General features: G+C 71.5%; 27 protein-coding genes. 13 read left to right on the forward strand and 14 right to left on the reverse strand.

Annotated elements, in window-relative coordinates; genetic code table 11:
• Positions 1–62 precede the first annotated feature (62 nt).
• Positions 63–677 (forward strand): TerB family tellurite resistance protein, encoded by a 615-nt coding sequence (locus BLV39_RS20685; protein WP_090795048.1) that lies wholly within the window; start codon positions 63–65, stop codon positions 675–677.
• On the opposite strand, the gene BLV39_RS20690 is transcribed toward BLV39_RS20685, so the two are convergent.
• From BLV39_RS20690 to BLV39_RS20705, 4 genes are read right to left on the reverse strand one after another with little or no spacing between them, the layout of a single operon-like run.
• Entirely contained in the window at positions 678–1,418 is a 741-nt protein-coding gene (locus BLV39_RS20690; RefSeq protein ID WP_090795051.1) for a GNAT family N-acetyltransferase, read from the reverse strand. It lies immediately after the preceding gene.
• 33 nt (positions 1,419–1,451) lie between these two features.
• Positions 1,452–2,156, reverse strand: a complete 705-nt coding sequence (locus BLV39_RS20695) for an SDR family oxidoreductase (protein ID WP_239083813.1) — start codon at positions 2,154–2,156, stop codon at positions 1,452–1,454.
• An 11-nt stretch (positions 2,157–2,167) separates the two neighbouring features.
• Entirely contained in the window at positions 2,168–2,959 is a 792-nt protein-coding gene (locus tag BLV39_RS20700) for an AraC family transcriptional regulator (RefSeq protein WP_090795055.1), read from the reverse strand.
• A 7-nt stretch (positions 2,960–2,966) separates the two neighbouring features.
• Positions 2,967–5,534, reverse strand: a complete 2,568-nt coding sequence (locus tag BLV39_RS20705) for a DUF4062 domain-containing protein (RefSeq protein WP_176984997.1) — start codon at positions 5,532–5,534, stop codon at positions 2,967–2,969.
• A gap of 277 nt (positions 5,535–5,811) precedes the next feature.
• Between BLV39_RS20705 and BLV39_RS20710 the strand changes: the two genes are divergently transcribed.
• From BLV39_RS20710 to BLV39_RS20735, 6 genes are all read left to right on the forward strand, one after another.
• The gene (locus BLV39_RS20710) at positions 5,812–7,107 is read left to right on the forward strand and encodes an ABC transporter substrate-binding protein (RefSeq protein ID WP_090795063.1); all 1,296 of its coding nucleotides are present in this window, start codon (positions 5,812–5,814) and stop codon (positions 7,105–7,107) included.
• A gap of 84 nt (positions 7,108–7,191) precedes the next feature.
• Entirely contained in the window at positions 7,192–8,157 is a 966-nt protein-coding gene (locus BLV39_RS20715) for a carbohydrate ABC transporter permease (protein WP_090795066.1), read from the forward strand.
• A gap of 11 nt (positions 8,158–8,168) precedes the next feature.
• The gene (locus BLV39_RS20720; protein WP_090795069.1) at positions 8,169–9,011 is read left to right on the forward strand and encodes a carbohydrate ABC transporter permease; all 843 of its coding nucleotides are present in this window, start codon (positions 8,169–8,171) and stop codon (positions 9,009–9,011) included.
• A complete protein-coding gene (locus BLV39_RS20725) occupies positions 9,008–10,372 on the forward strand; it encodes a GH1 family beta-glucosidase (RefSeq protein WP_090795073.1) in 1,365 nt (454 codons plus the stop codon). Before BLV39_RS20720 ends, BLV39_RS20725 begins: the two co-directional genes overlap by 4 nt.
• A 23-nt stretch (positions 10,373–10,395) precedes the next feature.
• Positions 10,396–11,442, forward strand: coding sequence for a LacI family DNA-binding transcriptional regulator (locus BLV39_RS20730; protein ID WP_090795077.1), 1,047 nt, complete (start codon positions 10,396–10,398; stop codon positions 11,440–11,442).
• Between the two features lie 11 nt (positions 11,443–11,453).
• Positions 11,454–11,972 carry a GrpB family protein gene (locus BLV39_RS20735; protein WP_204082841.1) on the forward strand — a complete coding sequence of 173 codons (519 nt, stop codon included), beginning with the start codon at positions 11,454–11,456 and terminating at the stop codon, positions 11,970–11,972.
• 2 nt (positions 11,973–11,974) lie between these two features.
• On the opposite strand, the gene BLV39_RS20740 is transcribed toward BLV39_RS20735, so the two are convergent.
• The 3 genes from BLV39_RS20740 to BLV39_RS20750 are packed head-to-tail and all read right to left on the reverse strand — an operon-like array spanning position 11,975 to position 13,676.
• Positions 11,975–12,766: an arginase family protein gene (locus BLV39_RS20740; RefSeq protein ID WP_090795086.1), complete on the reverse strand. Its 792-nt coding sequence runs from the start codon at positions 12,764–12,766 to the stop codon at positions 11,975–11,977.
• A gap of 20 nt (positions 12,767–12,786) precedes the next feature.
• A complete protein-coding gene (locus BLV39_RS20745; RefSeq protein ID WP_143049824.1) occupies positions 12,787–13,086 on the reverse strand; it encodes a hypothetical protein in 300 nt (99 codons plus the stop codon).
• A gap of 8 nt (positions 13,087–13,094) precedes the next feature.
• Entirely contained in the window at positions 13,095–13,676 is a 582-nt protein-coding gene (locus BLV39_RS20750) for a GNAT family N-acetyltransferase (protein WP_239083812.1), read from the reverse strand.
• A 114-nt stretch (positions 13,677–13,790) separates the two neighbouring features.
• Between BLV39_RS20750 and BLV39_RS20755 the strand changes: the two genes are divergently transcribed.
• On the forward strand, positions 13,791–14,519 hold the full coding sequence (locus BLV39_RS20755) for a VOC family protein (RefSeq protein WP_090795092.1): 729 nt from the start codon (positions 13,791–13,793) through the stop codon (positions 14,517–14,519).
• On the opposite strand, the gene BLV39_RS20760 is transcribed toward BLV39_RS20755, so the two are convergent.
• Together BLV39_RS20760 and BLV39_RS20765 are read right to left on the reverse strand one after the other, a co-directional pair.
• Positions 14,512–15,726 carry an acyl-CoA dehydrogenase family protein gene (locus tag BLV39_RS20760; protein WP_090795096.1) on the reverse strand — a complete coding sequence of 405 codons (1,215 nt, stop codon included), beginning with the start codon at positions 15,724–15,726 and terminating at the stop codon, positions 14,512–14,514. The genes BLV39_RS20755 and BLV39_RS20760 overlap by 8 nt on opposite strands.
• Complete coding sequence (locus BLV39_RS20765) at positions 15,726–16,754, reverse strand: phosphotransferase family protein (protein ID WP_090795099.1); 1,029 nt, start codon at positions 16,752–16,754, stop codon at positions 15,726–15,728. The genes BLV39_RS20760 and BLV39_RS20765 overlap by 1 nt, the downstream gene beginning before the upstream one ends.
• A gap of 142 nt (positions 16,755–16,896) precedes the next feature.
• Between BLV39_RS20765 and BLV39_RS20770 the strand changes: the two genes are divergently transcribed.
• From BLV39_RS20770 to BLV39_RS20790, 5 genes are all read left to right on the forward strand, one after another.
• Positions 16,897–17,601, forward strand: a complete 705-nt coding sequence (locus BLV39_RS20770; RefSeq protein WP_090795102.1) for an ACT domain-containing protein — start codon at positions 16,897–16,899, stop codon at positions 17,599–17,601.
• A 19-nt stretch (positions 17,602–17,620) separates the two neighbouring features.
• The gene (locus tag BLV39_RS20775; protein ID WP_090795105.1) at positions 17,621–18,664 is read left to right on the forward strand and encodes a GNAT family N-acetyltransferase; all 1,044 of its coding nucleotides are present in this window, start codon (positions 17,621–17,623) and stop codon (positions 18,662–18,664) included.
• A 455-nt stretch (positions 18,665–19,119) separates the two neighbouring features.
• On the forward strand, positions 19,120–19,620 hold the full coding sequence (locus tag BLV39_RS20780) for a GNAT family N-acetyltransferase (protein ID WP_090795108.1): 501 nt from the start codon (positions 19,120–19,122) through the stop codon (positions 19,618–19,620).
• A 44-nt stretch (positions 19,621–19,664) separates the two neighbouring features.
• Complete coding sequence (gene bioD / locus BLV39_RS20785) at positions 19,665–20,402, forward strand: dethiobiotin synthase (protein ID WP_090795111.1); 738 nt, start codon at positions 19,665–19,667, stop codon at positions 20,400–20,402.
• Complete coding sequence (locus BLV39_RS20790) at positions 20,402–21,043, forward strand: class I SAM-dependent methyltransferase (RefSeq protein WP_090795114.1); 642 nt, start codon at positions 20,402–20,404, stop codon at positions 21,041–21,043. The genes bioD and BLV39_RS20790 overlap by 1 nt, the downstream gene beginning before the upstream one ends.
• Here BLV39_RS20790 and BLV39_RS20795 read toward each other — a convergent pair.
• Genes BLV39_RS20795 through BLV39_RS20815 form a run of 5 tightly spaced genes read right to left on the reverse strand, consistent with a single transcriptional unit; the run spans position 21,040 to position 25,831 of the window.
• Positions 21,040–22,095: a zinc-dependent alcohol dehydrogenase family protein gene (locus BLV39_RS20795; protein WP_090795117.1), complete on the reverse strand. Its 1,056-nt coding sequence runs from the start codon at positions 22,093–22,095 to the stop codon at positions 21,040–21,042. The two genes, BLV39_RS20790 and BLV39_RS20795, sit on opposite strands and share 4 nt — an antisense overlap.
• Before the next feature lie 9 nt (positions 22,096–22,104).
• Positions 22,105–22,686, reverse strand: a complete 582-nt coding sequence (locus tag BLV39_RS20800; RefSeq protein ID WP_090795119.1) for a TIGR03086 family metal-binding protein — start codon at positions 22,684–22,686, stop codon at positions 22,105–22,107.
• 50 nt (positions 22,687–22,736) lie between these two features.
• Positions 22,737–23,750, reverse strand: a complete 1,014-nt coding sequence (locus BLV39_RS20805; protein WP_090795120.1) for a DUF695 domain-containing protein — start codon at positions 23,748–23,750, stop codon at positions 22,737–22,739.
• Positions 23,751–23,758: 8 nt separating this feature from the next.
• Positions 23,759–24,961 (reverse strand): MFS transporter, encoded by a 1,203-nt coding sequence (locus BLV39_RS20810; protein WP_090795121.1) that lies wholly within the window; start codon positions 24,959–24,961, stop codon positions 23,759–23,761.
• A gap of 6 nt (positions 24,962–24,967) precedes the next feature.
• On the reverse strand, positions 24,968–25,831 hold the full coding sequence (locus tag BLV39_RS20815; protein ID WP_090795124.1) for a hypothetical protein: 864 nt from the start codon (positions 25,829–25,831) through the stop codon (positions 24,968–24,970).
• Positions 25,832–25,912: the final 81 nt, after the last annotated feature.

The following is a 25,912-nucleotide window of genomic DNA, read 5'->3' on the forward strand; positions in this document are numbered from 1 at the left end:
AGAGGGGCACCGCGTTGGTAGGGTCCCCCAGGTCACAGCCTTCCCCTCAGTGCGGAGTCGCAATGATCATTTTTGGTGTGTCGGTCTTCTACATCTTCGGCCTGATCGACACCGGGCAGTTCCACTGCCCGCATTGCGGCGGCGACCGGGAGTACGAGCACCGGACCGCGCGCCGGTTCTTCACGCTCTTCTTCCTGCCGGTGATCCCGCTGGACAAGGTCGGCGAGATCGTCAAGTGCAAGACCTGCGGCACCAAGTTCGACCCCATCGTGCTGCGCCGGGCGACCACCGCACAGCTCGCCAGCGCGCTTCCGGCGGGCATGCGCGCCGCCGCCGCGCTGGTGCTCCGCGCCGGCGGCGCCAACGACGCCGCGATCCGTGCCGCGGTCAACGCGGTCCACGAAGCCGGGGAGCCGGGCTACGACGCGACGCAGTTGATGGCCGACGCCCAGCAGCCCACCGAGCTCGCTGTCGAGCCGCTGCGCGGCCTGGCCGCCAACTTCACCCAGGACGCGTGCGAGCGCCAGTTGGCCAACGCGGTCCGGGTCGCCCTGGCCGACGGCCCGATCAACGCGTCGGAGCGCGAGGCGATCGGCTGGATCGCCGGGCAGCTCGGCATGACCCCGGCCCACGCGACCGGCGTCATCTCCACGGTCGAGCAGTCGATCAACCGCTAGCTACAGGTCGCGCACCTCGATCACCCGCGTCGTCGGGGCGGCCTCGCCGATCGCTTCGCGGTGGGCGAGCCGCTCCGGGTCGACCATGAAGGACTCGATGCCCGCGCGCGACGTGAAACGGATCAGGTGCACCTCGGTCGTGCCGTCGGTGCCTCGGGTCCGGCGTTCGAGCGTGCCGCCGTGCCGGCCGAGCAGGGCCAGCACCGCGTCCTCGTAGCGCTGGCCGGTCTCGGCGTGGTCGTCGACGAACTCGACGAGGGCGGCCAGCAGCACGCCGGTCCCGGGGCGCTCCAACCAGACCTCCCCGGGCCAGCCGGGCTGGTCGGCGTCCTGGTCGTGGTGGTGTGCGAAGCCGTGGCGTGCGTAGAAGGCGGCGGCGCGGTCGTTGCCTGCCAGGTAGGACAGCCGCACCGGGCGCCCGCCGGCCCGCTCGACCAGCGCGGACAGCAGCGCCGAGCCCGCTCCCGTGCCCTGCGCGGAGGGCCGCACGTAGAGCTTCCAGAGGATCGGCACCGGACCGCGCAGGTCCACGTTGCCGACCCCGACCACCTCGTCGCCCTCCGCCGCGACGAGTGAGACGGTTGCCTCCAGCGAGCGCGTGATGGCCTCCGGCGACCACCATGTCGCCAGGCCGTGTGCGATGTAGTCCTGACCGGCGAACGCGTACGTCGCCGGCCACGTCTCGTGGCCGACCGCGATGATCGCGGCGACGTCGTCGAGCCTGGCCTCTCTGATCTCCATAACGACCCAGCCTGCGGCACCGGCCGGGTCAGATCAACAGCCCGCCCGTGGCGCGGATGTTCTGGCCGGTGATCCAGCCCGCGTCCGCGTGGTCAGGAACGCCACCACCGCGGCCACGTCGTCGGGCCGGCCGAGCCGCCCGAGCGCGGACCACGTGGCCGACTCCGCCAGCTCCTCCGCGCTGTTGTGGGCCCGCAGCAGATCGGTGTCGGTGGCGCCCGGCGAGACCGTGTTGACGGTGATCCCGCGCGGGCCCAACTCGCGCGCCGCCACCGCCGTCACCTGCTCGAGCGCGGCCTTGCTCGCGCAGTAGAGGACGTTGCCCGGAGCCGGCACGATCGTGTTGATGGTGGAGATGTTGACGATCCGGCCGCCGTCGCGCAGCAGCGTGGAGCCGCGCGCGATGGCCAGCAGCGGGACCTTCGTGTTGGCCGTCATCGCCCGGTCGAAGTCTTCGGCGGTGACGTCGGCGATCGCCGCGGGCACGATCAGGCCCACGTTGTTGACGAGGATGTCCAGTCCATCATGGACAGGCGCGAACATCGCGTCCAGGCAGGAGACGTCGGTCTGGTCGGCCCGCACCGCGACCGCGCCCGGGCAGCGCGCGACCACCTCGTCAGCGGCCGCCTTGTCCTTCTGGTAGGTGAAGACGACGCGGTGGCCGGCCGAGGCCAGCCGCTCGACGATGGCCCGGCCGATGCCACGGGAGCCGCCGGTGACGAGTGCGGTGGAGGTCATGTCCGGGCACGTTACGCACCGGACAGCGGCTGGTATTGAACGATTGCGCACAGCTGCGCGGGGGTCAGCCCGGCCAGCGTCCGCGCGGCGCGGGTGAAGTGTGGCTGGTCGGCATAGCCGGCGGCGGTCGCCGCGCCGGCCGGGCCGGCACCGTCGGCGAGCAGGTTGAGCGCGGCCTGGAAGCGGAACACGCGCGCCAAGGTGGCCGGCGACAGCCCGATCTCCCGGCGGAAGCCGACCTCCAGCGCCCGCCGGCTGACGCCGAGCCGATCGGCGAGCGTGCCGACCGGGATCGGCGGACCCTGGAGCCTTCGCCAGGCGGCCTCGACGAACGGTGCTGGCCCGGGATCGCCCAGCCGGCTCAGCAGGACCTCGTCGAGCAGCGCGAAGCGGGCCGGCCACGTCGGCGCCGCCGCCAGCCGTTCGGCGAGCGGGGCCGCCCGCGGCCCGAGCACGTCGTGCCAGTCGACGATCTGTCCGGCGAGCGCGCTCATCGGGAGTCCGAACAGGACGGACACGCCGGCGGGTGTCAGCCCGACGCCGACGCCGACGCCCCAGGTCGTCGGCCCGTCGACCGCCGCGTCGGCGCGTGGTCCGCTGAACAGGGTGAACGAGCCGTCGAACGAGATCACGAGGGTCGCCGAGGGGACGGGAAGCAGGCGGTGCGCGACCGGCCCGCCGTCGTGCGACGCGAATCCGCCGTAGCAGAGCACGTACGGCCGCAGTCGCGGGTCCGGCCGGCCGGCAGCCGCACGGCACGCCGCGGCGGGCGGGTGCAACGGCACCGAATGAATCAGCGGCACCGATCCATCATCGCCGAGCCTCCAGCGCGTACGCCACGGCCGAACCGAGGTTGTCCGCGGTCCCCTGGGCCCAGGCCTCGGGGTGCAGGCGGGCGTCCAGCTCGGGTCCGCCGCCGTCCGGCCACGCCGGCACGTACGCCCGCATCCAGGCGGCGCCCGTGACGGTCTGCAGCTTGCGGGCCGCGGCGACCAACCGGACCGCCCGTTGCGTCGCGCCGGTTCGGGCCGCGAGGTTGGCCATCGCCTCCAGGAACAGGCCTGCCCCGGCCTCGTCGCCGACCTGGGCCGAGACGCGCAGGCCGGACTCCAGGGAGGTGGCCGCGGTATCCGCGTCGCCGCCGGCGAGCGCCGCGACGGCCAGGCTGTAGAGCGCGACGACCTCGCCGAGATGGTCGTTGGTCTTGCGGGCCAGCCGCAGGCCGTCGGCGAACTGTGCGGTGGCGGCCGCGAAGTCGCCTTCGCCGAGCGGCACCAGGCCGAGCCGGGTGTAGTAGAGCGCGATCATCCACTCTTCGCCGAGTCGCTCGCTGATCTGGCGGGTCTCCTCCAGCAGCTCGCGGGCCAGGTCGTAGTCGCCGCGGGCGAGGGCGAGCTGACCCAGCATGCCGGCCGTCCGCGCGGTGGCGTCCTCGTCGCCGATCTCGCGCAGCAGCGGCAGGGCCCGTTCGAGCTGCATCCGGCCCCGGACGAGCTGCCCGGTGATGAACGACATCGCGCCGTCGCCGAAGATCAGGCGCGCGTACGCCTTCGGGGACAGCGCGTCCGCCTTCTCCAGCACCCGTTCGATGTTGCGCGCACCCTCGTCGCTGCGGCCGCGCAGCCACCACAGCGCCCAGACCACCCAGCCCAGCCGGACCGCGTCCTCGAGCTGGTCGGTGTCGATGAACCAGGTCATCGCCGCGCGCAGGTTGTCCTGCTCGCCCTCGAGCAAGTTGAGCGACTCGGGGTTGGCCGCCGTGCGGCCCAGCGGCGGAGAGGTGCGCTCGGCGAACTCCAGGAAGTGCCGGGCGTGCCGGTCGTGGGTGTCCTTCCAGTCGCCGAAGTCCCGAAGCTGCTCGAGGGCGAAGTCGCGGATGATGCCGAGCATGGTGAACCGCGGCTCGCGGTCGCCCGTCTCCTGCTTGACCAGGCTGCTCTCGACCAGCGAGGTGAGCGCGTCCAGGCCGGCGTAGCGCGCCGGCACCCCGGCGACGGCGCGGGCGGCGTCGAGGTCGAAACCGCCGGCGAACACGCCGAGTCGGGCGAACAGCTCCTGCTCGCGCCGGGGGAGCAACTGGTAGCTCCAGGCGATGGCGTCGCGCAGCGTGCGCTGGCGGGTGGGCAGGTCGCGGGCGCCACCGGTCAGCGTGCCGAGCCGGCTGGTCAGGCGGTTGAGTAGGGCCTGCGGGGTGAGCACCCTGACCTTGGCGGCGGCGAGCTCGACGGCCAGCGGCAGGCCGTCGAGCCGGCGGACGATCTCGGCGATCGCCACCGCGTTCTCCGGGCTGACGGCGAAGTCGGCCTTGACCGCGCGGGCGCGTTCGACGAACAGGCGGGCCGCGCCGTCGCGGCGGACCGCCGCCGTCGGGTCCTCGTTCAGCGTCGGGACGGGCAGCGGCGGCACGGTGAAGACGTGCTCACCGGTCAGCCGGAGCGGGACCCGGCTGGTCGCCAGGATCGTGACGCCGGACGCGGCGCTGAGCACGGCACCCAGCACGGGTGAGGCCTCCGCGACGTGCTCCATGTTGTCGACGACCAGCAAGAGCGAGCGGTTGCGCAGGTAGGTGACGAGGTCGTCGATCGGGGGACGGTTCGGCACGGTACGCAGCCCGAGCGACTGCGCCAGCGCGGCGGGCACCAGGTCGGGGTCGGTGACCGCGGACAGGTCGACGAACCGCACGCCGTCGGCGAAGGTGTCGCGCAGCTCGGAGCCGAGCTCCATCGCCAGCCGGGTCTTGCCCACACCGCCCGGGCCGATCAGCGTGACCAGCCGCACGTCCCGGTCGGTGAGCAGTTCGCGCAGCGCGTGCTGTTCGCCGGTGCGGCCGAGCAGCGGGTTCGGCGGGATGGGCAGCTCGTCGCGGGGCAGCGGCTCCGGCTCGGCCTGCTGGGCGGGCCGCGGGTTGAACCGCTCGGTGAGCAGCAGCGCGATGTCCTCGCCGACCACCCGGCGCAGCTCGTCCGCCGAGTGGAAGTGCCGGTAGCTGACCCGGGCGTCGTCCCGGATCCGGTCGAGCAGCGCGGTCAGCCGGGGGTCGCGGTTCGGCGCCGGTGACTTGACGTAGATCAGCTTCGGCAGGTGCCCGGACATCCGGTACTCGTCCTCGAGCCCGGAGATGCTGGCGTCGGGACCGAGCCAGCCGTAGCTCTCCCAGTAGACGCCGATGAAGAGCTGGCTCTGCTCCAGGTACGCGCGGTAGACGTCGCGCGGCGCGTGCGGGCGGGCGCCCAACTCGAACATCACCGGGACCAGGCGCATCCGGGAGATGGCGTCCCGGACGGCGAGCCGCTCAGGCTCGAGCTCTTCCAGCGTCGACGAGACGAAGACCCGCAACCGGCGGTCCGGTGTGTGGATCACGTTGCGCGCAGCGGACACAGGCTCGCCTGAGCTTGCCATGAAAAACCATCACTTCCCCCCGTACGGTCACCGAAGGTACCTGCCGTGACCGCCAATTCGTAGAACGGTCCTGGGGGATCACGCGTGAGAGCGCTCCCATAACGATATGGGAACGCTCCCATCGATTGGTATTGACGTCGGCGAAACCTGTCGGCAATCTCGTGGGAGCGCTCCCGGGAAATGGTGGAACACGACGCATCCGGGTTTCGCCGACCAACCCCACCACTTGCATCTCCTGACCTGAGAGGGGTCCTGGATGAGCGTCAGCGGACGCGGAAGCAAGCTGGTCGCGCTCGCCGCAGTTACCGCACTCGTGCTCGGAGTCACTGCCTGCGGCAGCGACGACGGCGACAGCGGCACCACTGCCGGCGGCAAGCCCGACAAGCTGGTCCTCGAGACCTTCAGCGAGTTCGGCTACGACGAGCTGGTCAAGCAGTACGAGAAGGACACCGGCATCAAGGTTGAGCTGCGCAAGACCGCCCAGCTCAACGAATACCGTCCCAAGATCGTGCGCAGCCTGGCCACCGGCAAGGGCATCGCCGACGTCGTCGCGCTGGAAGAGGGCATCCTCAACGAGTTCAAGACCAACCCGGCCAACTGGGCCGACCTGACGCCGCTCGTCAAGGACCACAGCACCGAATACCTGCCGTGGAAGTGGGAGCTCGGAAAGGCCGGCGACGGCCGGCTGATCGGCCTGCCCACCGACGTCGGCAGCCTCGCGGTCTGCTACCGCACCGACCTGTTCAAGGAGGCCGGCCTGCCGGTCGAGCGGGACGCGGTCACGGCGCTCTGGCCGGACTGGCCGGCGTTCATCGAGACCGGCAAGAAGTACCGCGACAAGACCGGCAAGGGCCTGCTCGACTCGGTCACCACCGCGTCCAGCGCGATCACCATGCAGATCGGCGGTGACATCTTCTACGACGCCGAGAACAACATCGTCGCTGACAAGAGCGCGTCGGTGAAGCAGGCGTGGGACATCTCGCTGCAGATGGTCGACGCCAACATCACCGCGAAGACGGCCACCTGGTCGCCGGAGTGGAGCGCGGGCTTCAAGCAGGGCACGTTCGCGGCGACGTTCTGTCCTTCGTGGATGCTCGGCATCGTGCAGGACAACTCCGGCCCGGAGAACAAGGGCAAGTGGGACGTCGCCGGTGTGCCCGGTGGCTCCGGCAACTGGGGTGGCTCGTGGCTCGCTGTGCCTGAACGAGGGAAGCACAAGGCCGAGGCCGCCAAGCTCGCCGAGTACCTGACCAGCGCCACGAGCCAGGTGGCGGCATTCAAGCTCAAGGGCCCACTGCCGACCAACCTGGAAGCGCTGAAGAACCCGGACTTCCAGTCGTACACGAACCCGTACTTCAGTGACGCACCGACGGGCAAGATCTTCGGCGGCAGCGTCGAGGGCATCAAGCCCGTCCACCTCGGCCCGAAGCACCAGGCCGTGAAGGAACAGGCCATGGAGCCCGCGTTGCGGGCGTACGAGAACGGCGAGGCGAACGCCAAGGCCGCCTGGGACCAGTTCATCAAGGACGCCGCGACACAGGGCGCCTTCTGACGGATCCCGACCGGAAGGGCCCTTCTGTGCGAAGGGCCCTTCCGCACGGTCGCCCGGGTTCGAAGGTCCAGAAAGGACACGTCCATGGCTCTCGCCACGCCAGCACGCCCGGCGGCGCCCGCACAGACGGGGCCGCCCCGGCACCGGACCACCGGCAGCGCCAAGCGCGCCCGCTGGGACATGAAGTACTCGCCGTACCTCTACATCGCCCCGTTCTTCATCGTGTTCGGCATCTTCGGGCTCTACCCGATGGTCAAGACCGCCTGGATGTCCCTGCACGACTGGGACCTGATCGGCGAACACACCTTCATCGGCTTCGACAACTACGTCGAGCTGATGAAGGACGACTACTTCTGGAACGCGCTCGTCAACACGCTCGGCATCTTCGTCGTCGCGACGGTCCCGCAGCTCATCCTCGCGCTGTTCCTCGCCAACCTGCTCAACCGCACCCGGCTGCGGGGCAAGACGTTCTTCCGGATGGCCATCTTCGTACCCAACATCACCTCGGTGGCGGCGGTGGCGATCGTCTTCGGGATGCTCTTCCAGCGTGACTTCGGCGTCGTCAACTGGCTGCTGAGCTTCGCCGGTGTCGACGCGATCGACTGGGACGCGCAGCGGTGGAGCTCGTGGACCGCGATCGCGTTCATGGTCGACTGGCGGTGGACCGGCTACAACGCGCTGATCCTGCTGGCCGGCATGCAGGCGATCCCGCGCGACCTCTACGAGGCGGCGGCGCTCGACGGCGCCAACCACTGGCGGCAGTTCTGGCGGATCACCCTGCCGATGCTCACGCCCACGTTCGTCTTCGTCGTGCTGCTGTCGACGATCGGCGGCCTGCAGCTCTTCACCGAGCCGCTGCTGTTCGGCAACGGCAACATGCGCGGTGGCACGCAGCGGGAGTTCCAGACGCTCGCCATGTACATGTATGAGAAGGGCATCAACAGCTTGAACACAGCCGGATACGGAGCCGCGATCGCCTGGGCTCTCTTCGTGCTGATCGGCATCATCGCCGCGATCAACCTGGCCGTCGTCCGCCGTACCGTGAAGTGAGGGAGCCCACGATGGTCGCGGCCTCCGCCCGCCTGTGGAAGACCAGCCCGCTGACGTACATCGCGCTGGTCATCGCCGTTCTGGCGTCGATCTACCCGTTCTACTACATGTTCGTCATCGCCACCCGCAGCCTGGACGCCATCAACTCGGTGCCGCCGCCCTTCACACCGGGCGAGGCGTTCGGCGCGAACTTCCAGCGGGTGCTCGACAACGAGAACGCCAACTTCTTCAAGGGCGTCATCAACTCGGTCATCGTGTCGACGGTCGTGACCGTCGCGGTCGTGCTGACCGGCACACTGGCCGGGTTCGCCTTCGCCAAGCTGCGGTTCCGCGGCCGCAACGGGCTGCTGCTCGCCATCGTCGTGACGATGATGGTGCCGACCCAGCTCGGGCTGATTCCGCTCTGGTCGATGATGCAGGACCTGGGCTGGTACGACACGCTGTACGCCGTCACGGTGCCGTTCCTGGTCAGTGCCTTCGGCGTGTTCATGATGCGTCAGTACGCGACCCAGGCCGTCTCGGACGAGCTGATCGAGGCCGCACGCGTCGACGGGTGCAGCACGTTCCGGATCTACTGGAACGTCGTGCTGCCCGCGTTGCGTCCGGCGGCCGCGGTGCTCGGCCTGCTCACCTTCATGGACACCTGGAACCAGTTCCTCTGGCCCTTCGCCGCGCTGACCAACGAGAACCCCACACTCCAGGTCTCGCTGGCGTTCCTGTCCTACGCCTACTACACCGACTACTCGCAGGTCTTCGCCGCGACCGCGGTCGGCACCGTCCCCCTGTTGCTCGTGTTCATTCTCTTCGGCCGTCAGATCGTCGGCGGCATCATGGAAGGCGCCGTCAAGTCGTGACCACGTTCCCGCCGGACTTCCTCTGGGGCGCCGCCACCGCGGCCTATCAGATCGAAGGAGCGGCCACGGAGGACGGGCGTACGCCCTCGATCTGGGACACCTTCAGCCACACCCCGGGCCGCACCGCGGGCGGCGACACGGGCGACGTCGCGTGCGACCACTACCACCGGTACCGCGACGACGTGAAGGTGATGGCCGACCTGGGGCTGCGCTCCTACCGGTTCTCGCTGTCGTGGCCGCGGATCCAGCCGGGCGGCACCGGCCCGGGCAGCCAACGGGGTCTGGACTTCTACCGGGGCCTCGTCGACGAGCTCTTGGAGAACGGCATCGAGCCGTGGGTGACGCTCTACCACTGGGACCTGCCGCAGGAGCTGGAGGACGCGGGCGGTTGGCCGTCCCGCGACACGGCGCGCCGGTTCGCCGACTACGCGGCGCTGGCCCACGAGGCGCTCGGCGACCGGGTGAAGTTCTGGACGACGTTCAACGAGCCGTGGTGCTCGGCCTTCCTGGGCTACGGCTCGGGAGCGCACGCACCGGGTCGCACCGACCCGGCCGACTCGGTGCGGGCCGCGCACCATCTGCTGCTCGGGCACGGGCTGGCGCTCCAAGCTGTCGAGTCGGCCGGGATCACGCTCAACCTCTACGCGATCTCGCCGGCGTCGTCGTCCGACGCCGACCTCGACGCGGCTCGGCGGATCGACGGGCTGGCCAACCGGATCTTCCTCGACCCGCTGTTGCGCGGTGCGTACCCGGCGGACGTCGTTGCCGACCTGGCCGAGGTGAGCGACATGTCCCACGTACGCGATGGGGATCTGTCGATCATCTCTTCGCCGTTGTCCGTGCTCGGCGTCAACTACTACAGCCGGCACGTGGTCGGGGGACCCGTTGGCGGGGTCGAGCCGTCGCCCTACTGGCGGAAGCAGACCTGTTGGCCCGGCAGCGAGGATGTCCGGTTCGTCACCCGTGGGTACCCGGTAACCGATATGAACTGGGAGATCGACGCGCCCGGTCTGGTCGAGACGCTGACCAGGTTGCACGCGGAGTATCCGGCGGTGCCGCTGTACGTGACGGAGAACGGTGCCGCGTTCGTCGACGAAGTGGTCGACGGCGAGGTGTCCGACCCCCAGCGGGTGGCGTACTTCGACGCCCATCTGCGCGCCTGCCACGAGGCGATCGCCGCCGGGGTGGACCTGCGGGGCTACTTCGCCTGGTCGCTGATGGATAATTTCGAATGGGCGTGGGGCTACACGAAGCGTTTTGGCATGATCCATGTCGATTACGCGACGCAGCTCCGCACGCCGAAGACGAGCGCCAGGTGGTACGCCGACGTGATCCGACGTAACGGACTGGCCGCAGAATAAGGCCGCCTGCGGAGGAGTAAACGATGACGACCCAACGAACCCGGTCTCTAGGCCGGCCGACCCTCGACGCGGTTGCCGCGCGGGCCGGGGTCGGCCGTGGCACCGTCTCCCGGGTCGTCAACGGCTCGCCGCAGGTCAGCCCGGAAGCGCGGGCGGCGGTGCAGGCAGCGATCGCCGAACTCGGCTACGTGCCCAACCGCGCTGCCCGCGCCCTGGTCACCCAGCGCACCGACTCGGTCGCCCTGGTGGTCTCGGAGTCGGAGGAGCGTGTCTTCGGCGAGCCGTTCTTCGCGGCCATCGTGCGCGGCGTGAGCTCGGGCCTGCTCGACACGTCGATGCAGCTCTGGCTGGCGATGGCGCAGTCGCCGGCCGAGCGCGAGCGGATCGAGCACCACCTGACCAACCAGCACATCGACGGCGTGCTGCTGCTGTCGCTGCACGACGCCGACCCGCTGCCCACCCTGCTGGAGCAGCGCGGCCTGCCGGCGGTGCTGGGCGGCCGCCCGGCCCGGATGCTCCAGCCCGACGCCCAAGAGGCGTACTACGTCGACGTCGACAACGCCGGCGGTGCCCGGCAGGCGGTCGAATATCTGTTCGGCCGTGGCCGCCGCCGGATCGCCACGATCGCCGGCCCGCAGGACATGGGCGCGGGCGTCACCCGCCTGGCCGGCTATCGCGAGGCGGTCGCGGCCACCGGCGCCCAGGTCGACGAGAAGCTCATCGCCTACGGCGACTTCAGCGAGGCCAGCGGCACCGCGGCGATGCGCCGGCTGCTCGAGGACCACCCGACCCTCGACGCGGTCTTCGCCGCTTCGGACCTGATGGCGTACGGGGCGGTGCGCGCCCTTCAGGAGGCCGGCCGTCGGGTGCCGGAGGAGGTGTCGGTGGTCGGCTTCGACGACGCCCCGATCGCCCGCCAGGCGAACCCGGCGCTGACCACGGTGCACCAGCCGATCGAGGAGATGGGCCGCGAGATGGCCCGGCTGCTCGTCGCCCGCATCCGCCGCGAGGAGATCACCCAGCCGCACGTCGTGCTCGACACCTGGCTCGTCGAACGCGAGAGCGCCTAGGGTTCTTGGACGTGATCAACGTCCGCGAGTACGACCCGGCCTGGCCCACTTACGCGCAGCGCGCTCTCGACGAGGTGCTGGGCGTGCTGCCCGGCCTGCTGACGGCGATCGAGCACATCGGCAGCACGGCGGTGCCGGGGTTGGCCGCCAAGCCGGTGATCGACCTGATGGCCGCGACGGAGTCGCTGTCCGCGGTGGTGTCGGCGTCGGACGCGCTCGCCGCGATCGGCTACCAGCGGATCGAGCCGAGCATGCCTGGGCGGCTGTTCTACCGCCGGGAGGGCGAGCCGGTCGCGTACCACCTGCACATCGTGACGGCGGCTTCCTGGGACACGCGCAACCAGCGGATCCTGCGTGACCACCTGCGCGAGCATCCGGAAGACCGGGAATCCTACGGCCGACTCAAACACGACCTGGCCGCCACGGACGGCGACGCCTACACCCGAGCCAAAACCGCCCTGATCCAGCGCCTGGTCGACAAAGCCCGCACCGCCCGCAGCCTGCCGTTGGTGGACGTCTGGGAGGAGTGATCTCAGAACCGCAGGGCGGCGGCGAGGCGGTGGATGATCGCCTCCTCCGTGGCGTTGGCGACGTCGTCCGGTGGGGCGTGTTCGGTGATGGCCGCGCCGACCACGTTGTCGATGCCCGCGAGCAGGTCGGCCAGCCGGTCCGGCGTGACACCGTCCGGTTCCGGGTAGCCGACCGAGGCGAACGTGGTCGGCTCCAGCACGTCGAGGTCGACGTGCACGTACACGGGGCCGGTGAGGCCCTCGACCGCGTGTTCCAGATCGGCCACGCCGTAGCCGCGGATGCCGGAGCTCCGCAGGTAGGCGTGCTCGCTGCGGTCTCCGGCCCGGACGCCGGCGATGACCACCTGCTCGGGGCGCAGCGGGTCGGCCGGGACCAGCGGATCCGGGCCGTCGCCGAGCAGCGTGCGCAGCACCATTCCGTGGAACGAGCCCGACGGCAGGGTGCGCGGTGTGTAGAGGTCCGGATGCGCGTCGAACCAGAGCACGGTGAGATCGTCGCCGTAGCGGGCGCGCGCCGCGGCGATCGGCGCCAGGTCGACGCCGCATTCGCCGCCGGCGGTGAGCACCGGGCCGTCGATGCCGGCCAGCGCAGTTCGGGTCAGCGCCAGGTTGTCGACGAGCACATCGAGCGCACGTACGCCCTGGTCGAACTCGCCCGGGTCCGCCCGGACCGGCACCGTGACCACGGCGTCTGCCGAGACCTGCGCCGCCGTGCGGTGCGCACCCACTGCCAACCGACGCGCGCCCGCGGCACTCGACCCCTGCCACTGCGGCACGCACAATGCCGTCACCATCCAGCGACGCTACCGCGAACCTACGTTTCTCTCGGCAGGTCGAGCGCGGCCAGCCGGGTCAGCACGCCGACGACGTGCGCGAGGTCGTGCCAGACGTAGACGCCCTCGTCCGGGTCGCGGCTCAGCAGCTCACGAACGGACTCGACGTCATCGACGAGATCCCCGACGGTGACCTTCGGGGGTGCGTCATCGAACCGGTAGGCCTCGCCCGGTGAGACCGTCCAGTAGACGCCTTCCGCCAGGTCGACGTCCGGCCCGTGCTGTCGCTCGACCTCGGTCAGCAGCAGGTCGAGCGCGGACCTCAGGTCTGCGACGGACACGACGGGCGTCACATCTGGGCTCGCCATTCGTCGGCCAGCATCGCGAAGTCGAGCTCTGTGCTCCATTCGCCCTTGAACCATTCGCTGTGCACCAGGCGGGCCTCCTGGCGCAGGCCCAGGCGGCGCAGGACCTTGGCCGACGGCTCGTTGCGTTCGTCGATGCGGCCGACGACGCGGTGCAGGCCCAGGTCCTCGAAGGCCAGTCGGAGCAGGGCGCGGGCGGCTTCCGTCGCGTACCCGTTGCCCTCGAAGTCGGGGTTGATCACGTAGCCGATCTCGCCGCTGCGGTGGGTGCGGCTGTGGAAGAACAGGACGACGTCGCCGACGAGTTGGCCGGTTTCGGCCAGCTCCGCGCCCAGCGCCAGCACCTGGCCCTCGTCGGTCAGCGAGGTGAGGGCCCACTGCGAGGCCAGCCGGTCGGCGATCACCTCGCGGTCCATCGGGGCGAAGGGCACGTAGCGGCAGACGTCCGGCCGGCTTCGGTAGGCCAGCAGCGCATCGGTGTCGTCGGCGGTCAGCGGGCGCAGCAGCAGGCGCTCCGTCCGCACCGGGTAGGTCGGGTGCAGCTCGAGCTTCGGTTCATCCAGCACCAGGCCATGGTGCCAAGCCCGAACCGGGCTCGCATCCTCGATACCGTCGTCGTCCGGTACCGCCTGAAATTCTCTTATGTGCGGGGAAACCGCGCTCCTGGCAGACTTCGGCCGATGCTTGACGAAAGCGTTCCGGCCAACGAGACCACCGTCCCGCTGCTGCCCTGCCTCGCGCCCGACGAGACGCTGGCGTTCTGGCGGGCCCTGGGGTTCGTGACGATCTGGGAGCAGCACAAGCCGTACCTCTATCTGGCGTTCCGGTGGCGCGGCGTCCAACTGCACTACGGGCGGGCGGCCAGCGGCGTGGACCCGGCCGAGGAGACCACCGGCGGTGCGCTGGTGATGGTCGACGAGGTCGCGCCGTACCACGCGGAGTTCGCCGCCGCGATGCGCAGAGCACACGGCAAGGTGCTGGCTAAGGGGCTGCCCAGGATCACCCGCTACCGGGCCGGTGCCTCGCGGTTCACGATCATGGACCCGTCCGGCAACTCGATCGTCTTCATCCAGCGTGACGAGCCCGCGGAGCTCGAGTACGGCGGCGACAAGGCACTGCAGGGGCTTGCCCGGGTGCTGGACAACGCACGGATCCTGCGCGAGTTCAAGGAGGACGACAAGGCCGCGTTCCGGGCGCTGAACTCCGGGTTGCGCCGCCACGGCGACAGCGCGTCGAGCCTCGAGAAGGCGACCGCGCTGGCCCAGCTCGTCGAGCTGTCGACGGTGCTGGACGAGCCGGTGGCGCAATGGGGCGCGCGGCTGCGAGAGCTCGAACTGAGCCCAGCGGAGAGAAAAAGCGTGAGGTCGGCCGTCGCCGACCCCACGCTGCTCGACGGGTGGCTCAGTTAAGCGACCACTTGCGCAGTTCGCGGCGGGCCAGGGACGCGCGGTGCACCTCGTCCGGACCGTCCGCGAGGCGCAGCGTGCGGGCCGAGGTCCAGAGCGCCGCGAGCGGGGTGTCCTGGCTGACGCCGGCCGCGCCGTGCGCCTGGATCGACTTGTCGATCACCCACTCGGCCATCGACGGCGTCGCGATCTTGATCGCCTGGATCTCGGTGTGCGCGCCCTTGTTGCCGACGGTGTCCATCAGCCACGCGGTCTTCAGCACCAGCAGGCGGGCCTGCTCGATCCGCACCCGGGACTCGGCGATCCAGTCGCGCACCACGCCCTGCTCGGACAACGGCTTGCCGAACGCCGCACGTGACGCCACCCGGCCGCAGAGCAGTTCGAGTGCCCGCTCCGCCATGCCGATCAGCCGCATGCAGTGGTGGATCCGGCCGGGGCCGAGGCGGGCCTGGGCGATGCCGAAGCCGTCACCCTCCGCGGCGATCAGATTGTCCGCGGGTACGCGTACCCCCTCGAAGGAGATCTCCGCGTGCCCGCCGTGCGTGCCGTCGGTGAAGCCGAAGACCGTCATGCCGCGCTTGACCGTCACACCCGGGGTGTCGCGCGGGACGAGGATCATGCTCTGCTGCTTGTGGCGCTCGGCCGACGGGTCCGTCTTGCCCATCACGATGAAGATCTCGCAGCGGGGGTCCATCGCGCCCGACGACCACCACTTGCGGCCGTCGATCACGTAGGAGTCGCCGTCGCGCCGGATGGTCGTGGCGATGTTGGTCGCGTCGGACGAGGCCACGTCGGGCTCGGTCATGCAGAACGCCGAGCGGATCGTGCCGTCCAGCAGCGGGCTGAGCCAGCGGGCCTGCTGTTCCGGCGACCCGAACTCGGCCAGCAACTCCATGTTGCCGGTGTCGGGCGCGGCGCAGTTGAGCGCCTCGGGCGCCAGGTGCGGACTGTGGCCCAGCAGTTCGGCCAGCGGCGCGTACTGCAAGTTTGTCAGGCCGGCGCCGTGTGACCCGGGCAGGAACAGGTTCCACAGGCCGCGCCGGCGGGCCTCGGCTTTGAGGTCTTCCATGACCGGCGGCCGGGTCCACGGGTTCTCGGCCTGCTCGACCTGGGCCGTGAAGACCGCCTCGGCCGGGTAGACCTGCTCGATCAGGAAGTCGTTGACCGCCTCGTGCAGTTCGCCGGTGCGTTGATCGAACCCGAAGTCCATCAGCCCTCCACGGATGCGAGTGCGGCGAGCCCGTGCGCGGTGAGCGGAGCGGCCATGTCGGCGAACCGCTCGAAACCCTCGCCAACGGTCTGGCCGAGTGTGAATCGGTAGTAGATCCCTTCGGCGATCACGGCCAGCTTGAAGCAGCCGAGCGCCACGTGCCAGTCGAGGGGGCCGACGTCGACGCCGCCGGCCGCCACGTACCGATCGATCAGGTCGGCCCCGATCGGGAAGCCGGCGCGCGGGCCGATCCCGTCGGAGACGACGCCCGCGGCGCCGGCCGCGGCGGCACCGCCGAGCACGTCCCAGTAGGTCAGCAGCAGGCCCAGGTCGGTCAGCGGGTCGCCGAGCGTGGCCATCTCCCAGTCGAGCACCGCGTGGATGGCGCTGCCGTCCGGCGCGACGATCAGGTTGTCGAGCCGGTAGTCGCCGTGCACGATCGCGCCCGGCCCGATGGGCTCCGGGATGGTCGCGGCCAGCCGGTCACGCAGGGCGTCCACATCGGGCAGCGGGCGGCTGCGGGACTTGTCGAGCTGACCGCTCCACCGCCGGACCTGGCGGGCCAGGAAGCCGTCGGGGTGGCCGAAGTCGCCGAGACCGACCTCGTCGGGCTTGACGGTGTGCAGCGCGGCGAGCGTGTCCATCATCGCGAACGCGAGGTCGCGGCGGCGCTCGGCGCCCAGCGGGTCGGTCTGCGTGTGGCTGCGGAAGACCGCGCCGTCGACGCGGCGCATCAGATAGAACGGTGCGCCGATCACCGTCTCGTCAGGACAGAACCGGATCGTCTCGGGTACGGGAACCGGCGTCGACGCCAGCGCGGAGATCACCCGGAACTCCCGGCCCATGTCGTGCGCGGTGGCCAGCACGTGGCCCAGCGGTGGCCGGCGCAGCACGAGGTCCTCGCCGGCCGCGACCACGTGATAGGTCAGGTTCGATCGACCGCCGGGAATCAGCGTCGCGGACACCGGGGTGCCCAGGTAGCCGGACAGACTACGCAGATCGAGCCCAGCCGGCCCCTCCTCGGTCATCTGAACAGTTGAGGGCACGCCGTTCACGGTGTCAAGCCGAGGTTGTTGCGGGCGGGACATGGCTCGGCAACAGGGACGAAATGGTCAGCCGGCAGTCTTGTGTGTGCAAGGCAAGCACGGTAGTGCGAGCGAGGGAGACGGGATGTTGTTGCGGTTGCGGGTGACCCTTCCCGACCGGCCCGGGGCGCTCGGCCAGGTGGCGCGCACGCTAGGCGTCTCCGGTGCCGACATCGTCCAGGTCGTCGTGCTGGAACGGATGGGTGGCCGCGCCGTCGACGACTTCACCGTCGTCTGGCCGGGCAGCAACCGGCTGGAGCGGCTGCGGGCCGGGCTCGGTGCGATCCCGGGCGTGCACGTCGACGGCATCTGGCGGGCGATCGGCGCGCCCACCACCAGCGGCCACGACGCCGAGCTGCTCGGCCAACTCGCCGCCAACCCGGCCGACGGCCTGGCCACCCTGGTAGACGCCGTACCGGGGTTGCTGGCTGCCGACTGGGCCGCCGCCGCAGTGGTGCCGGCCGACTGGGCGGCCCGGGCCGGTTCGGCTCCGGGTGCGGCCCCGGCGGTCGCCTGCGCGAGCTGGCGGACGCCGGAGCCGCCGCCGCTCCCGGAGATCACCCCGCTGCGGGCCCGACCTCTGGACGGACCACAGGGCATGCGGTACGCGGCCGCACCGTTCGGCCGCGCCGGCCTGGTGCTGGTGACCGCCCGGGGCGAGGGCGAAGAACTGCCCGCGGCCGCGTTCCACATCAGCGAGGTCGACCGGCTGGCCCAGCTCGTCCGGGCCGCCGCCGCGATCCTCGGCGACCGGCTCGACCTGGTGGCCGCGCCGCCGGTCACCGCCTAGCAATCGGAAGGAGGACGGCATGACATTTTGGCGGATCCGCGCGACGGTCGACGACCGTCCGGGCTTCCTCTCCGTGCTGACCGCGAGCCTCGCGCTCAAGGCGGTCAACATCCTCGCCGTCCAGGTGCACACCACCGAGGCCGGCGCCGTCGACGAGTTCCTGGTCGACGCACCACACGTGATGACCGAGGCCGACCTGCGCGCCGCGGTCGAGCGGGGCCGCGGCCGGGACGCCTGGATCGCGCCGGCCGAGGCGCAGGGCCTGGCCGACCAGCCGACCCGGGCATTCGGCCTCGCGGCCCGGCTGGTCCGCGACCCGGACGCGCTCGGCGACGCCCTCCGGTCGTTGCTCGACGCCGACACGGTCACCTGGCGGCCGGCCGGACCGAGCCGTGCCGGCATGCGCACCGACGCGATGGTGCTGCCCGACCCGACCGGCGGCCGCTATGACGTGCTCAGGGCGGAACCCGACTTCACCCCGGCCGAGTACGCACGAGCGCAGGCGCTGGTCGACGTGGCGGCCGCGGCGGCAGCGCGGTCGGCCGACACCGCCACGCTGCTGTTGCCCGACGGAGCGGAGCTCACGCTGCGACCGGCGACGCCGGACGACCTGCCGGCCTTGGTGGCGATGCACGAGCGCTGCTCGGCGGGCACGCGGCGGCGCCGGTACCTGACCGGCGACGGCGTGCCCGGCCCAGCACAGTTCGGCCGGCTGCTCGACCCGAACCGGGTGCGGACCCTGCTCGCGGCCGTGCCGGGGGTCACGTCCGTGGATACCGTCGTCGCGATGGCCAACCTGGTCGTGGAAGGCTCACTGGCGGAGCTGTCAGTGGTCGTCGAGGACGGTTGGCAGCGCAGGGGTGTCGGCACGGCGCTGGTGCGGCGGGCGTTGGCCCACGCCGAGCGGCTCGGCTGCGCGGCGGTGCTGGCCCACACGACCGCGGACAACGTGGCCATGGAACGCACGCTGCGGCGGCTCGGCCACCCGGCGCCGGTGCGGCGCGACGGTGCGGTCGCGAGCACGACGGTGGCCCTGCGAGATGGAACTTCGGCGTCGACCTGACGTCGAGAGATGCTCCGACGGAACCGGTACTGGTGCAGGACCGGGTACGACGGGGGTAGGGGATGGGTCAGGGTCCCTTCCCGTGGGACGGCGGGAAGGGACCCCACATCGCGGGCGCGATGCCGATTCGGCATCGCGCCCGCGTGGCGCTTTTCAGCAGGCTCTGTTCACGCATAAAAAAGGGGGCGGATGCGCCCACATCCGCCCCCTCGTGTCCTCCGCTGCGCGTAGTCGCGCGCGGCTCCACGGACAGCGCTGAGTTTAATGCCCGATAACACCTATGCGTCCCGGCCGAAAGGCCAAAGGCGCTGGTACCACCGTGTGACCGCGACCGCCGGTGTGGCGCCGGGTTACGCCGTCCCGGTTCTTGCCCGCACGCGTAACAAAGGCACACCGAACGCAGCGGGGCGGAAATCGGGCGCACGAATGGGTGATCTCGGATTAGCCTTTCAGGAATGACGACGTTGACCGGCGCGCTGGTGCTCCTCCGGCCCGCGACCGATGCCGACATCGCGCCGCTGGCGGTGATCCGGTCGGCCCCCGAGGTCACCCGCTGGTGGGGTGACGAAGAGGACTACCCGGCGGCGGTCGCCGAAGACCTCGAACGCACCTTCGTCATCGAGGTCGGCGGCCGCATGGTCGGCGCCGTGCAGACCTACGAGGAAGACGACCCCATGTACCGGCATGCCGGCATGGACATCTACCTCGAACCGTCCTCGTACGGCCGGGGCATCGGCACCGACGCGGTCCGCACGATGGCCCGGCACCTGATCAACACCGTCGGCCACCACCGCCTGGTGATCGACCCGGCTGCCAACAACGCGGCCGCGATCCGGGCGTACGAGAAGGTGGGCTTCCAACGCGTCGGCGTGCTGCGCCGCTACGAGCGGGGTCCGGACGGCACCTTCCACGACGGGCTGCTGCTCGACCTGCTGCACGACGACCTGATCGACTGAGATCCGGTGCCAGCTTTTGACCCGGCTCCCCGGGTTGTGGTGAAGTGCGCGGCGTGAGCGACGCGTGGACCGGCCCGGTTCTGGTCACCGGCACCGACAGCGGGGTGGGCAAGACCATCCTGACCGCGGCCGTCGCCGTGGCCGCGCAGTCCGCCGGGCTGCGAGTGGCCGTGATCAAGCCGGGTCAGACGGGCGCCGTGGTCGGCCAACCGTCCGACGTGGACACGGTCCGCCTGCTGGCCGCGCCCGCGACGGCCCGCTCCCTGGCGTCCTACTCCGAGCCGCTGGCGCCGCTGACCGCGGCCCGGATCGCGCAGGAGGAGCCGCTCGAGCTCTACGCCGTGGTCGACGCGGTCCGCGCGGAGGTCGAGAAACACGACGTGGTGCTGGTCGACGGCGCCGGCGGCCTGCTGGTGCCGATGGGGCTGCGCCCGTCCGGCGAGCCGTGGACGATGGCCGACCTGGCCGTGTCGCTGGGCGCACCGGCGGTCGTGGTGGCCCGGGCCGGTTCGGGCACGCTCAACCACATCGCACTGACCCTGGAGGCGCTGTCCCGACGGGCGGTGACGGCCGGCGTGGTGCTCGGCGCCTGGCCGGCCGAGCCGGAGCTGGCGCACTGGTCCAACCTGACCGATCTGGTCGACAACCTGGTCGGCGTGCTGCCCGACGGCGCCGGCTCGATGGAACCGGGGGTGTTCGGCCGCTCCGCGCCCGGCTGGCTCACCCCGACCCTGCACGGGGTGCTCGACGACTGGCGCGCCTGGGCGGAGAACATCGACTGATGACCGACCTTGCCGACGCGTTCGTCCGGCTCCACGCCCGCCTGGCGCCGGTGCCGCTGACCCCGGAGATCGTGCTGCACCAGGCCGACGAGCCGATCGGGCTCTGGGAGCTGACCGAGGGCCAGTTCCGCAGCGAGCAGCCGCCGCCGTTCTGGGCCTTCGCCTGGGCCGGCGGTCAGGGGCTGGCCCGTTACGTGCTGGACAACCCGTCGGTGGTGGCCGGGCGCCGCGTGCTCGACGTGGCCTGCGGCTCGGGCCTGGTCGGCATCGCCGCGGCGCTGTCGGGCGCCGCCTCCGTCCGCGCCGTCGACATCGACCCGCTGTCGATCGCGGCGGTCAGCGTCAACGCGGCCGCCAACGGGGTGACGGTGACCGCCGACCTGGCCGACATCCTCGACGGCCCGGCCGACGCCGACGTGGTCCTCGCCGGCGACGTCTTCTACAGCCAGGCGTTCGCCACCCGGATGTTCGGCTTCCTCCGCCGGGCTCGCAAGGCCGGCGCGGACGCCTACGCGGGCGACCCGGGCCGCGCCTTCCGCCCGGGCGCCGCCGGCACGGAGGTCGCCTCCTACGAGGTCCCCACCACCATGGCCCTGGAGAGCGTCACCACAAAACAGACCTCGGTCTGGCGCCTGCCCTAGGCGGATGGCCTGATCAAGCGGATGCCGTTGACCGGGGCGCGGACCATGGACATGAGCGCGGCCGGAGCCTCGTCGAGGGTCAGGTTGTCCGTGACGAGCTCGTCCGGGCGCAGGGTGCCGGCTTCGATGAGGCGGAGCATCTCCGGGTACGCGTGTGCCGGCATGCCGTGGCTGCCGAGCAGCTCCAGTTCGTAGGCGATCACCCGGTCCATCGGCAGCGCCGGGCGGCCGGTCACCGCCGGCAGCAGGCCCACCTGGATGTGTCGGCCTCGGCGGCGCAGGCACTCGATCGAGGTGACGCAGGTGACCGACGAGCCGAGCGCGTCGAGCGACAGGTGGGCGCCGCCACCGGTGCGGTCGCGGACCGCGGCCGCCACGTCGGCGGGGCCGCCGGTGATCGCGGAGGCGTCGATGACCTCGGCGGCGCCGGCGCGGGCGGCCAACTCCAGGGCGCGCGGTGCGATGTCGACGGCGACCACGCGGGCTCCCGCCGCGGCGGCGACCATGACGGCGGACAGGCCGACGCCGCCGCAGCCGTGCACTGCCACCCACTCGCCGGGCGCGACGCGTCCCTGGTGGACCACCGCGCGGAAGGCGGTGCCGAACCGGCAGCCGAGGCTGACCGCGGCGGCGTCGCTGACGGTGTCGGGCAGCTTCACCACGTTGACGTCGGCGTGCTCGATCGCCACCAGGTCCGCGAATGAACCCCAGCGGGTGAAGCCCGGCTGGCTCTGGTTCTCGCACACCTGCTGATCGCCGGCCAGGCAGCTCGGGCAGCGCCCGCACGCGCAGATGAACGGCACCGTGACGCGGTCGCCGGGGTGCCAGCGGGTCACGCCCGTGCCGATCTCGGTGATCACGCCGGTGAACTCGTGGCCCGGCACGTGCGGCGTCACGATGTCGGGGTCGTGGCCCCGCCAGCCGTGCCAGTCGCTGCGGCACAGCCCGGTCACGGACACCCTGATCACCGCACCGCCCGGCGGCGGTGCCGGGTCGGGCACCTCGCACACCTGGGGCGGGGACCCGAAAGCTTCGTAGTACACGGCACGCACGCGGTCAGGTTACGCCGCCGAAATCCACCTCGGGTTACGACCAAAGGCAGCAATAAGCTTGTCCTGCGATGGGGCATTGGTCGGCACCTCGACCGCCTCGGCGATGGCGCCGCTGTCGCGGTAGCCGTCCTCGTTCGCCGGGAACCAGGCCGCCACCTCGCGGACCAGGTCGTCGTCCAGCTCACGGTCCTGGTCGGTCGCGGACGCGATGTCCCAGCCGTGCACGACGTGGTCGGCGAGCAGTTGCCGGACGTACTCCTCGGCCGGTGTCATGCCGAACGACAACTCCACGGTGCGGGACAACGCACCCGGCGCGCGCACCGCCGCCACCGACTCGGCCGAGGCGGCCTGGGCCGCGCCGACCGGGTCCGCGCCGAGCAGGTCACCCTCGAACCTGCTGCCGACCGAGCCCAGGCTGGCGCCGTTGATCAGCGGCACCGACCAGCGGTCCTCGTAGACGAGGTGGTTGACCAGGTCACGCACGGTCCAGTCGGTGCACGGCGTGGGCGCCGACCACTGGTCGGGTCGGATCCGCGCCACCTGGTCGGCGAACCCGCGCAGCGCCCGCTGGTACGCGACGGTGAGCTCCATGAGGCCGATTCTGCTGCCGGGCGCCGCGCCGGGTAGGCGGATCGGCGAACTCAGACACTCAGGTGGCGTACGCGCTCCCAGGCGGGATCGGCCCGCACCGTCATCTTGACCTTGCCTTCGCGCCACGACGACACGATCGGCTCCAGCACGTCGGCCGCGTTCGGCCGCTCGGCGTAGAGGTGGTAGGTCCGGGTGCCGTCGGAGGTCTCGTGCGCGACCAGGATCGGGCCATCGGCGTACGCGAAGATCCGGTCCTCGAGCTCGTGCAGCGCGGCCAATGAGCCCTCCGCCGGCAGACCCGCCTCGGTCGTGTCCCGGAACGGCACCACCAACTCGACATGCGTGTCGGCGGCCGGCCAGCGGGCGGCCTTCAGCGGAACCTGGACGGTGGCGATCAACGGCCGGCCCCGCCGCTCGCCGCTCAGCAGCGCCCACTGCCCGGACAGCTCCGCCGCCCGGGAGTTGACGAGCTCGGCCAGCGCGGTCGCGGTCAGTGCCGGCGCCGGCCCGGTCGTCGCGTCGATCGCGCCGACCCAGATCTCCACACCGTCCTCGCCGAGCAGCCAGTCGAGCGCGAGGAACGTCACCTGGAGCCGGCCCTCCTCGGGCAGGTCGGCGAAGGCCGGGTGCCACACCCGCACGTCGACGGCGTGGTCACCGACGTCGGCGGCGAACCGCAGCGCGGTCAGGTCGAGCATGTGCCCGTCGAACTGGAGTTGGGCCTCCAGCGCCTTCGGGCTCGGTTGCCGCGCGGAGGCGTACCCGAAAGTGTCGTCGGGTTCCGGACTGGCTCGGCGCCAGCGTTCCGCGGTGGCCCGCAGCGACCGGTCGGCGTTGGACGTCACCACCAGCAGGTGCCGCGACCGGGTGCCGGCGCTGAACTCCCAACCCAGGCCCGCGTCGATCGCCGAGACGAGCCGGTTGATGTCGTCGACCACGCCACCGTCCCAGCGGCCGTCGGCGATCGCCTTCTCCACCTCGGGCCGGGCGGTCGTCCACCACGACCAGAACGCCTCGATCGCGGCCGCCTGGCCGTCCATCTTCTGCCGCCGCTTGAAGATCACGCCGGACCTTATCGCGGACGAAGTGCGCCGCGTGCCCCCCAAGCGACCAGGGCGCCGACCGCGACGACGCCGACCGCGCAGGCGCCTGCGACGAGGAGACCGTCGGGCGTGCCGAGCACCGGTTCGAGCGCCGTGCCGGCCAGCGCCGAGCCGGCCGCGAAGCCCAGGTAGACCGCGGTGTTAGCCCAGGTGAACGCCTCCGCCCGGGACTCGTCGGGTGTCAGTTGGGCCACCAGCGTGAACTCGAGCGTGGTGGTCGGCGCGATGAACAGGCCGGCGAAGAGCAGCAGCACGGCGAGCGACCACAGGTTCTGCTGGAGCAGGATCACGCCGAAGCCGACGACGTTGCCGAGCATGAGGATTCCGTACTGGCGCCACGGCGGGGTGCGGAACGTCCGGCCGGCGTACCAGAGACCACCGGCGATCGAGCCGGCGCTCCACACCGCCACCAGCAGGCCGGCCTGGTCGGCGTGGCCCTCCATGGCCGCGTGAGCGGGGATCGCCACCTCCATCAGGCCGTACGCGACGGAGGCCAGCCCCGCGACGGCCAGCACCACCAGCATCCCGCTCGACCGCACGGGGCTCACCCGGCGGCGCGTGGCCGGTGGTGCGGGCCAGCCCCGGCGCACCGGCGGCGCGGTGGCGAGGCCGATCGAGCCGGCCACGGTGACCGCCGCCGCGACCAGCGTTGCCGCGTACGCGTCGGCCAGCGCGGTGATGAGGCCGACCAGCGCGGGGCCGACCACATAGGTCAGCTCGATCGCGATGGCGTCCAGCGCGAAGGCGGTGTGCACGTGCTTCGGTGCGATGCGCGGCAGGACGGCCCGGGTGACGGGGTCGATCGGCGGGTTGACCGCGCCGGCCAGCCCGGCCAGCAGGATCGCCGTCCACGCGGGAGCGCCGGCCCGCAGCGCCAGCACCAACGCGACCAGCAGCGCCGCCTGGACCACACCGCACCAGACCAGCACGCCGACGGCCCAGCCGCGGTCGGCCAGCCGGCCCAGCACCGGGCCGACCAGCGCGGTCAGGGCCGAGTTGGCGGCCGTGGCCAGGCCGGCGGCACCGTACGAGCCGGTGCCCGCCGCGACCACCAGCACGAACAGCAGCGTGAGCATGCCGATCGGCAGCCGGCCGACCAGGGACGGCACGGCGATCCGGACGACACCGGGGGTGCGGAGCAGGTCGCGGTAGCGACGTAGGGCGTGACCCACTCCCGCTCAGCCGGCGAGGTTACGCAGTTGCAGCAGCTCGTCGACGGCGCTGTCGAGCAGGTCGCCGGGGTGGTCACGGAGGATCCGGGGGGTGGCCAGGAGCGTGTCGTGCCGGCCGGGCGGGCCGGCCAGCACGGGCCAGAGGCCGACGTTCGCGCAGTCCTCGGCCGCCTCCGCCGCCCAGCCGGGCGGGTCCACCATGGAGACGAAGGCGCCGTTGTCGACCGACAGGATCAGGTGGCTGGCCACCAGCGCCGTGGTCAGGGCGACCTCGTGGCCGTCGGCGCCGGCCCGGGTGCGGTTCTCCACCCAGACCCGCAGCCGCAGCGCCGGGCGGGGTGCCGGCACGGGCTGGGCGCTCACGTTGAGCATCGCGCACAGCGGTCGTCGGTGCCGGACCACCTGGCCGACCAGGGCGCGGCGGGCGTCGTGCAGCTCCGTGCGGTCGAAACCGCCGGGCACCCGGATCGTGTGCCGTGCCCCGGCGCCGCACAGCGTCGCCTCGTCGACGTCGAAGAGGATCTCGTGCTCGACGGGCTCGTCACAGGACGCGATCGCGCTGCCGTCGACGCCGAGCGAGCCCACCGGCTTGAACCGTCCGCGGTCGGGCAGCCAGCGGTAGACGGTGCGGCGCTGCACCTGCAGAAACCGTAGGAGCACGCGCAGCCGTACGCCCGGTTCGGCCTCGATCAGGCACTCGGTCTGCGCGGTGGCCGACAGTGACTCGTCGCCGGCCGCGAGATCCGCGGGCATCAACATGCCGAACTGCCACCGGTTGGGATCCCGGTGGCTGGTCGCCCGGTAGGGGCGGAGCACCGGACCGGCACGGAGGACCGTGTCGGCGACGATTCGCGCCGCGTCGATGTCCATGAGCGCTGCTGCACCTCGGCTTCTTTGCTGGGCCTGGAGCTGGCGGATCCCACGGGGCAGCGCGTGGCGGTGCTGACGTCA

The sequence above is a fragment of the Asanoa ishikariensis genome (genome assembly GCF_900107455.1).
GTDB lineage: Bacteria > Actinomycetota > Actinomycetes > Mycobacteriales > Micromonosporaceae > Asanoa > Asanoa ishikariensis.

Coding starts and splice junctions, on each gene's coding strand:
- BLV39_RS20685 (WP_090795048.1), top strand. CDS start 63: ATGATCATTTTTGGTGTGTCGGTCTTCTACATCTTCGGCCTGATCGAC.
- BLV39_RS20690 (WP_090795051.1), bottom strand. CDS start 1,418: ATGGAGATCAGAGAGGCCAGGCTCGACGACGTCGCCGCGATCATCGCG.
- BLV39_RS20695 (WP_239083813.1), bottom strand. CDS start 2,156: ATGACCTCCACCGCACTCGTCACCGGCGGCTCCCGTGGCATCGGCCGG.
- BLV39_RS20710 (WP_090795063.1), top strand. CDS start 5,812: ATGAGCGTCAGCGGACGCGGAAGCAAGCTGGTCGCGCTCGCCGCAGTT.
- BLV39_RS20715 (WP_090795066.1), top strand. CDS start 7,192: ATGGCTCTCGCCACGCCAGCACGCCCGGCGGCGCCCGCACAGACGGGG.
- BLV39_RS20720 (WP_090795069.1), top strand. CDS start 8,169: ATGGTCGCGGCCTCCGCCCGCCTGTGGAAGACCAGCCCGCTGACGTAC.
- BLV39_RS20730 (WP_090795077.1), top strand. CDS start 10,396: ATGACGACCCAACGAACCCGGTCTCTAGGCCGGCCGACCCTCGACGCG.
- BLV39_RS20740 (WP_090795086.1), bottom strand. CDS start 12,766: ATGGTGACGGCATTGTGCGTGCCGCAGTGGCAGGGGTCGAGTGCCGCG.
- BLV39_RS20755 (WP_090795092.1), top strand. CDS start 13,791: ATGCTTGACGAAAGCGTTCCGGCCAACGAGACCACCGTCCCGCTGCTG.
- BLV39_RS20760 (WP_090795096.1), bottom strand. CDS start 15,726: ATGGACTTCGGGTTCGATCAACGCACCGGCGAACTGCACGAGGCGGTC.
- BLV39_RS20765 (WP_090795099.1), bottom strand. CDS start 16,754: ATGACCGAGGAGGGGCCGGCTGGGCTCGATCTGCGTAGTCTGTCCGGC.
- BLV39_RS20770 (WP_090795102.1), top strand. CDS start 16,897: ATGTTGTTGCGGTTGCGGGTGACCCTTCCCGACCGGCCCGGGGCGCTC.
- BLV39_RS20775 (WP_090795105.1), top strand. CDS start 17,621: ATGACATTTTGGCGGATCCGCGCGACGGTCGACGACCGTCCGGGCTTC.
- BLV39_RS20780 (WP_090795108.1), top strand. CDS start 19,120: ATGACGACGTTGACCGGCGCGCTGGTGCTCCTCCGGCCCGCGACCGAT.
- BLV39_RS20790 (WP_090795114.1), top strand. CDS start 20,402: ATGACCGACCTTGCCGACGCGTTCGTCCGGCTCCACGCCCGCCTGGCG.
- BLV39_RS20800 (WP_090795119.1), bottom strand. CDS start 22,686: ATGGAGCTCACCGTCGCGTACCAGCGGGCGCTGCGCGGGTTCGCCGAC.
- BLV39_RS20815 (WP_090795124.1), bottom strand. CDS start 25,831: ATGGACATCGACGCGGCGCGAATCGTCGCCGACACGGTCCTCCGTGCC.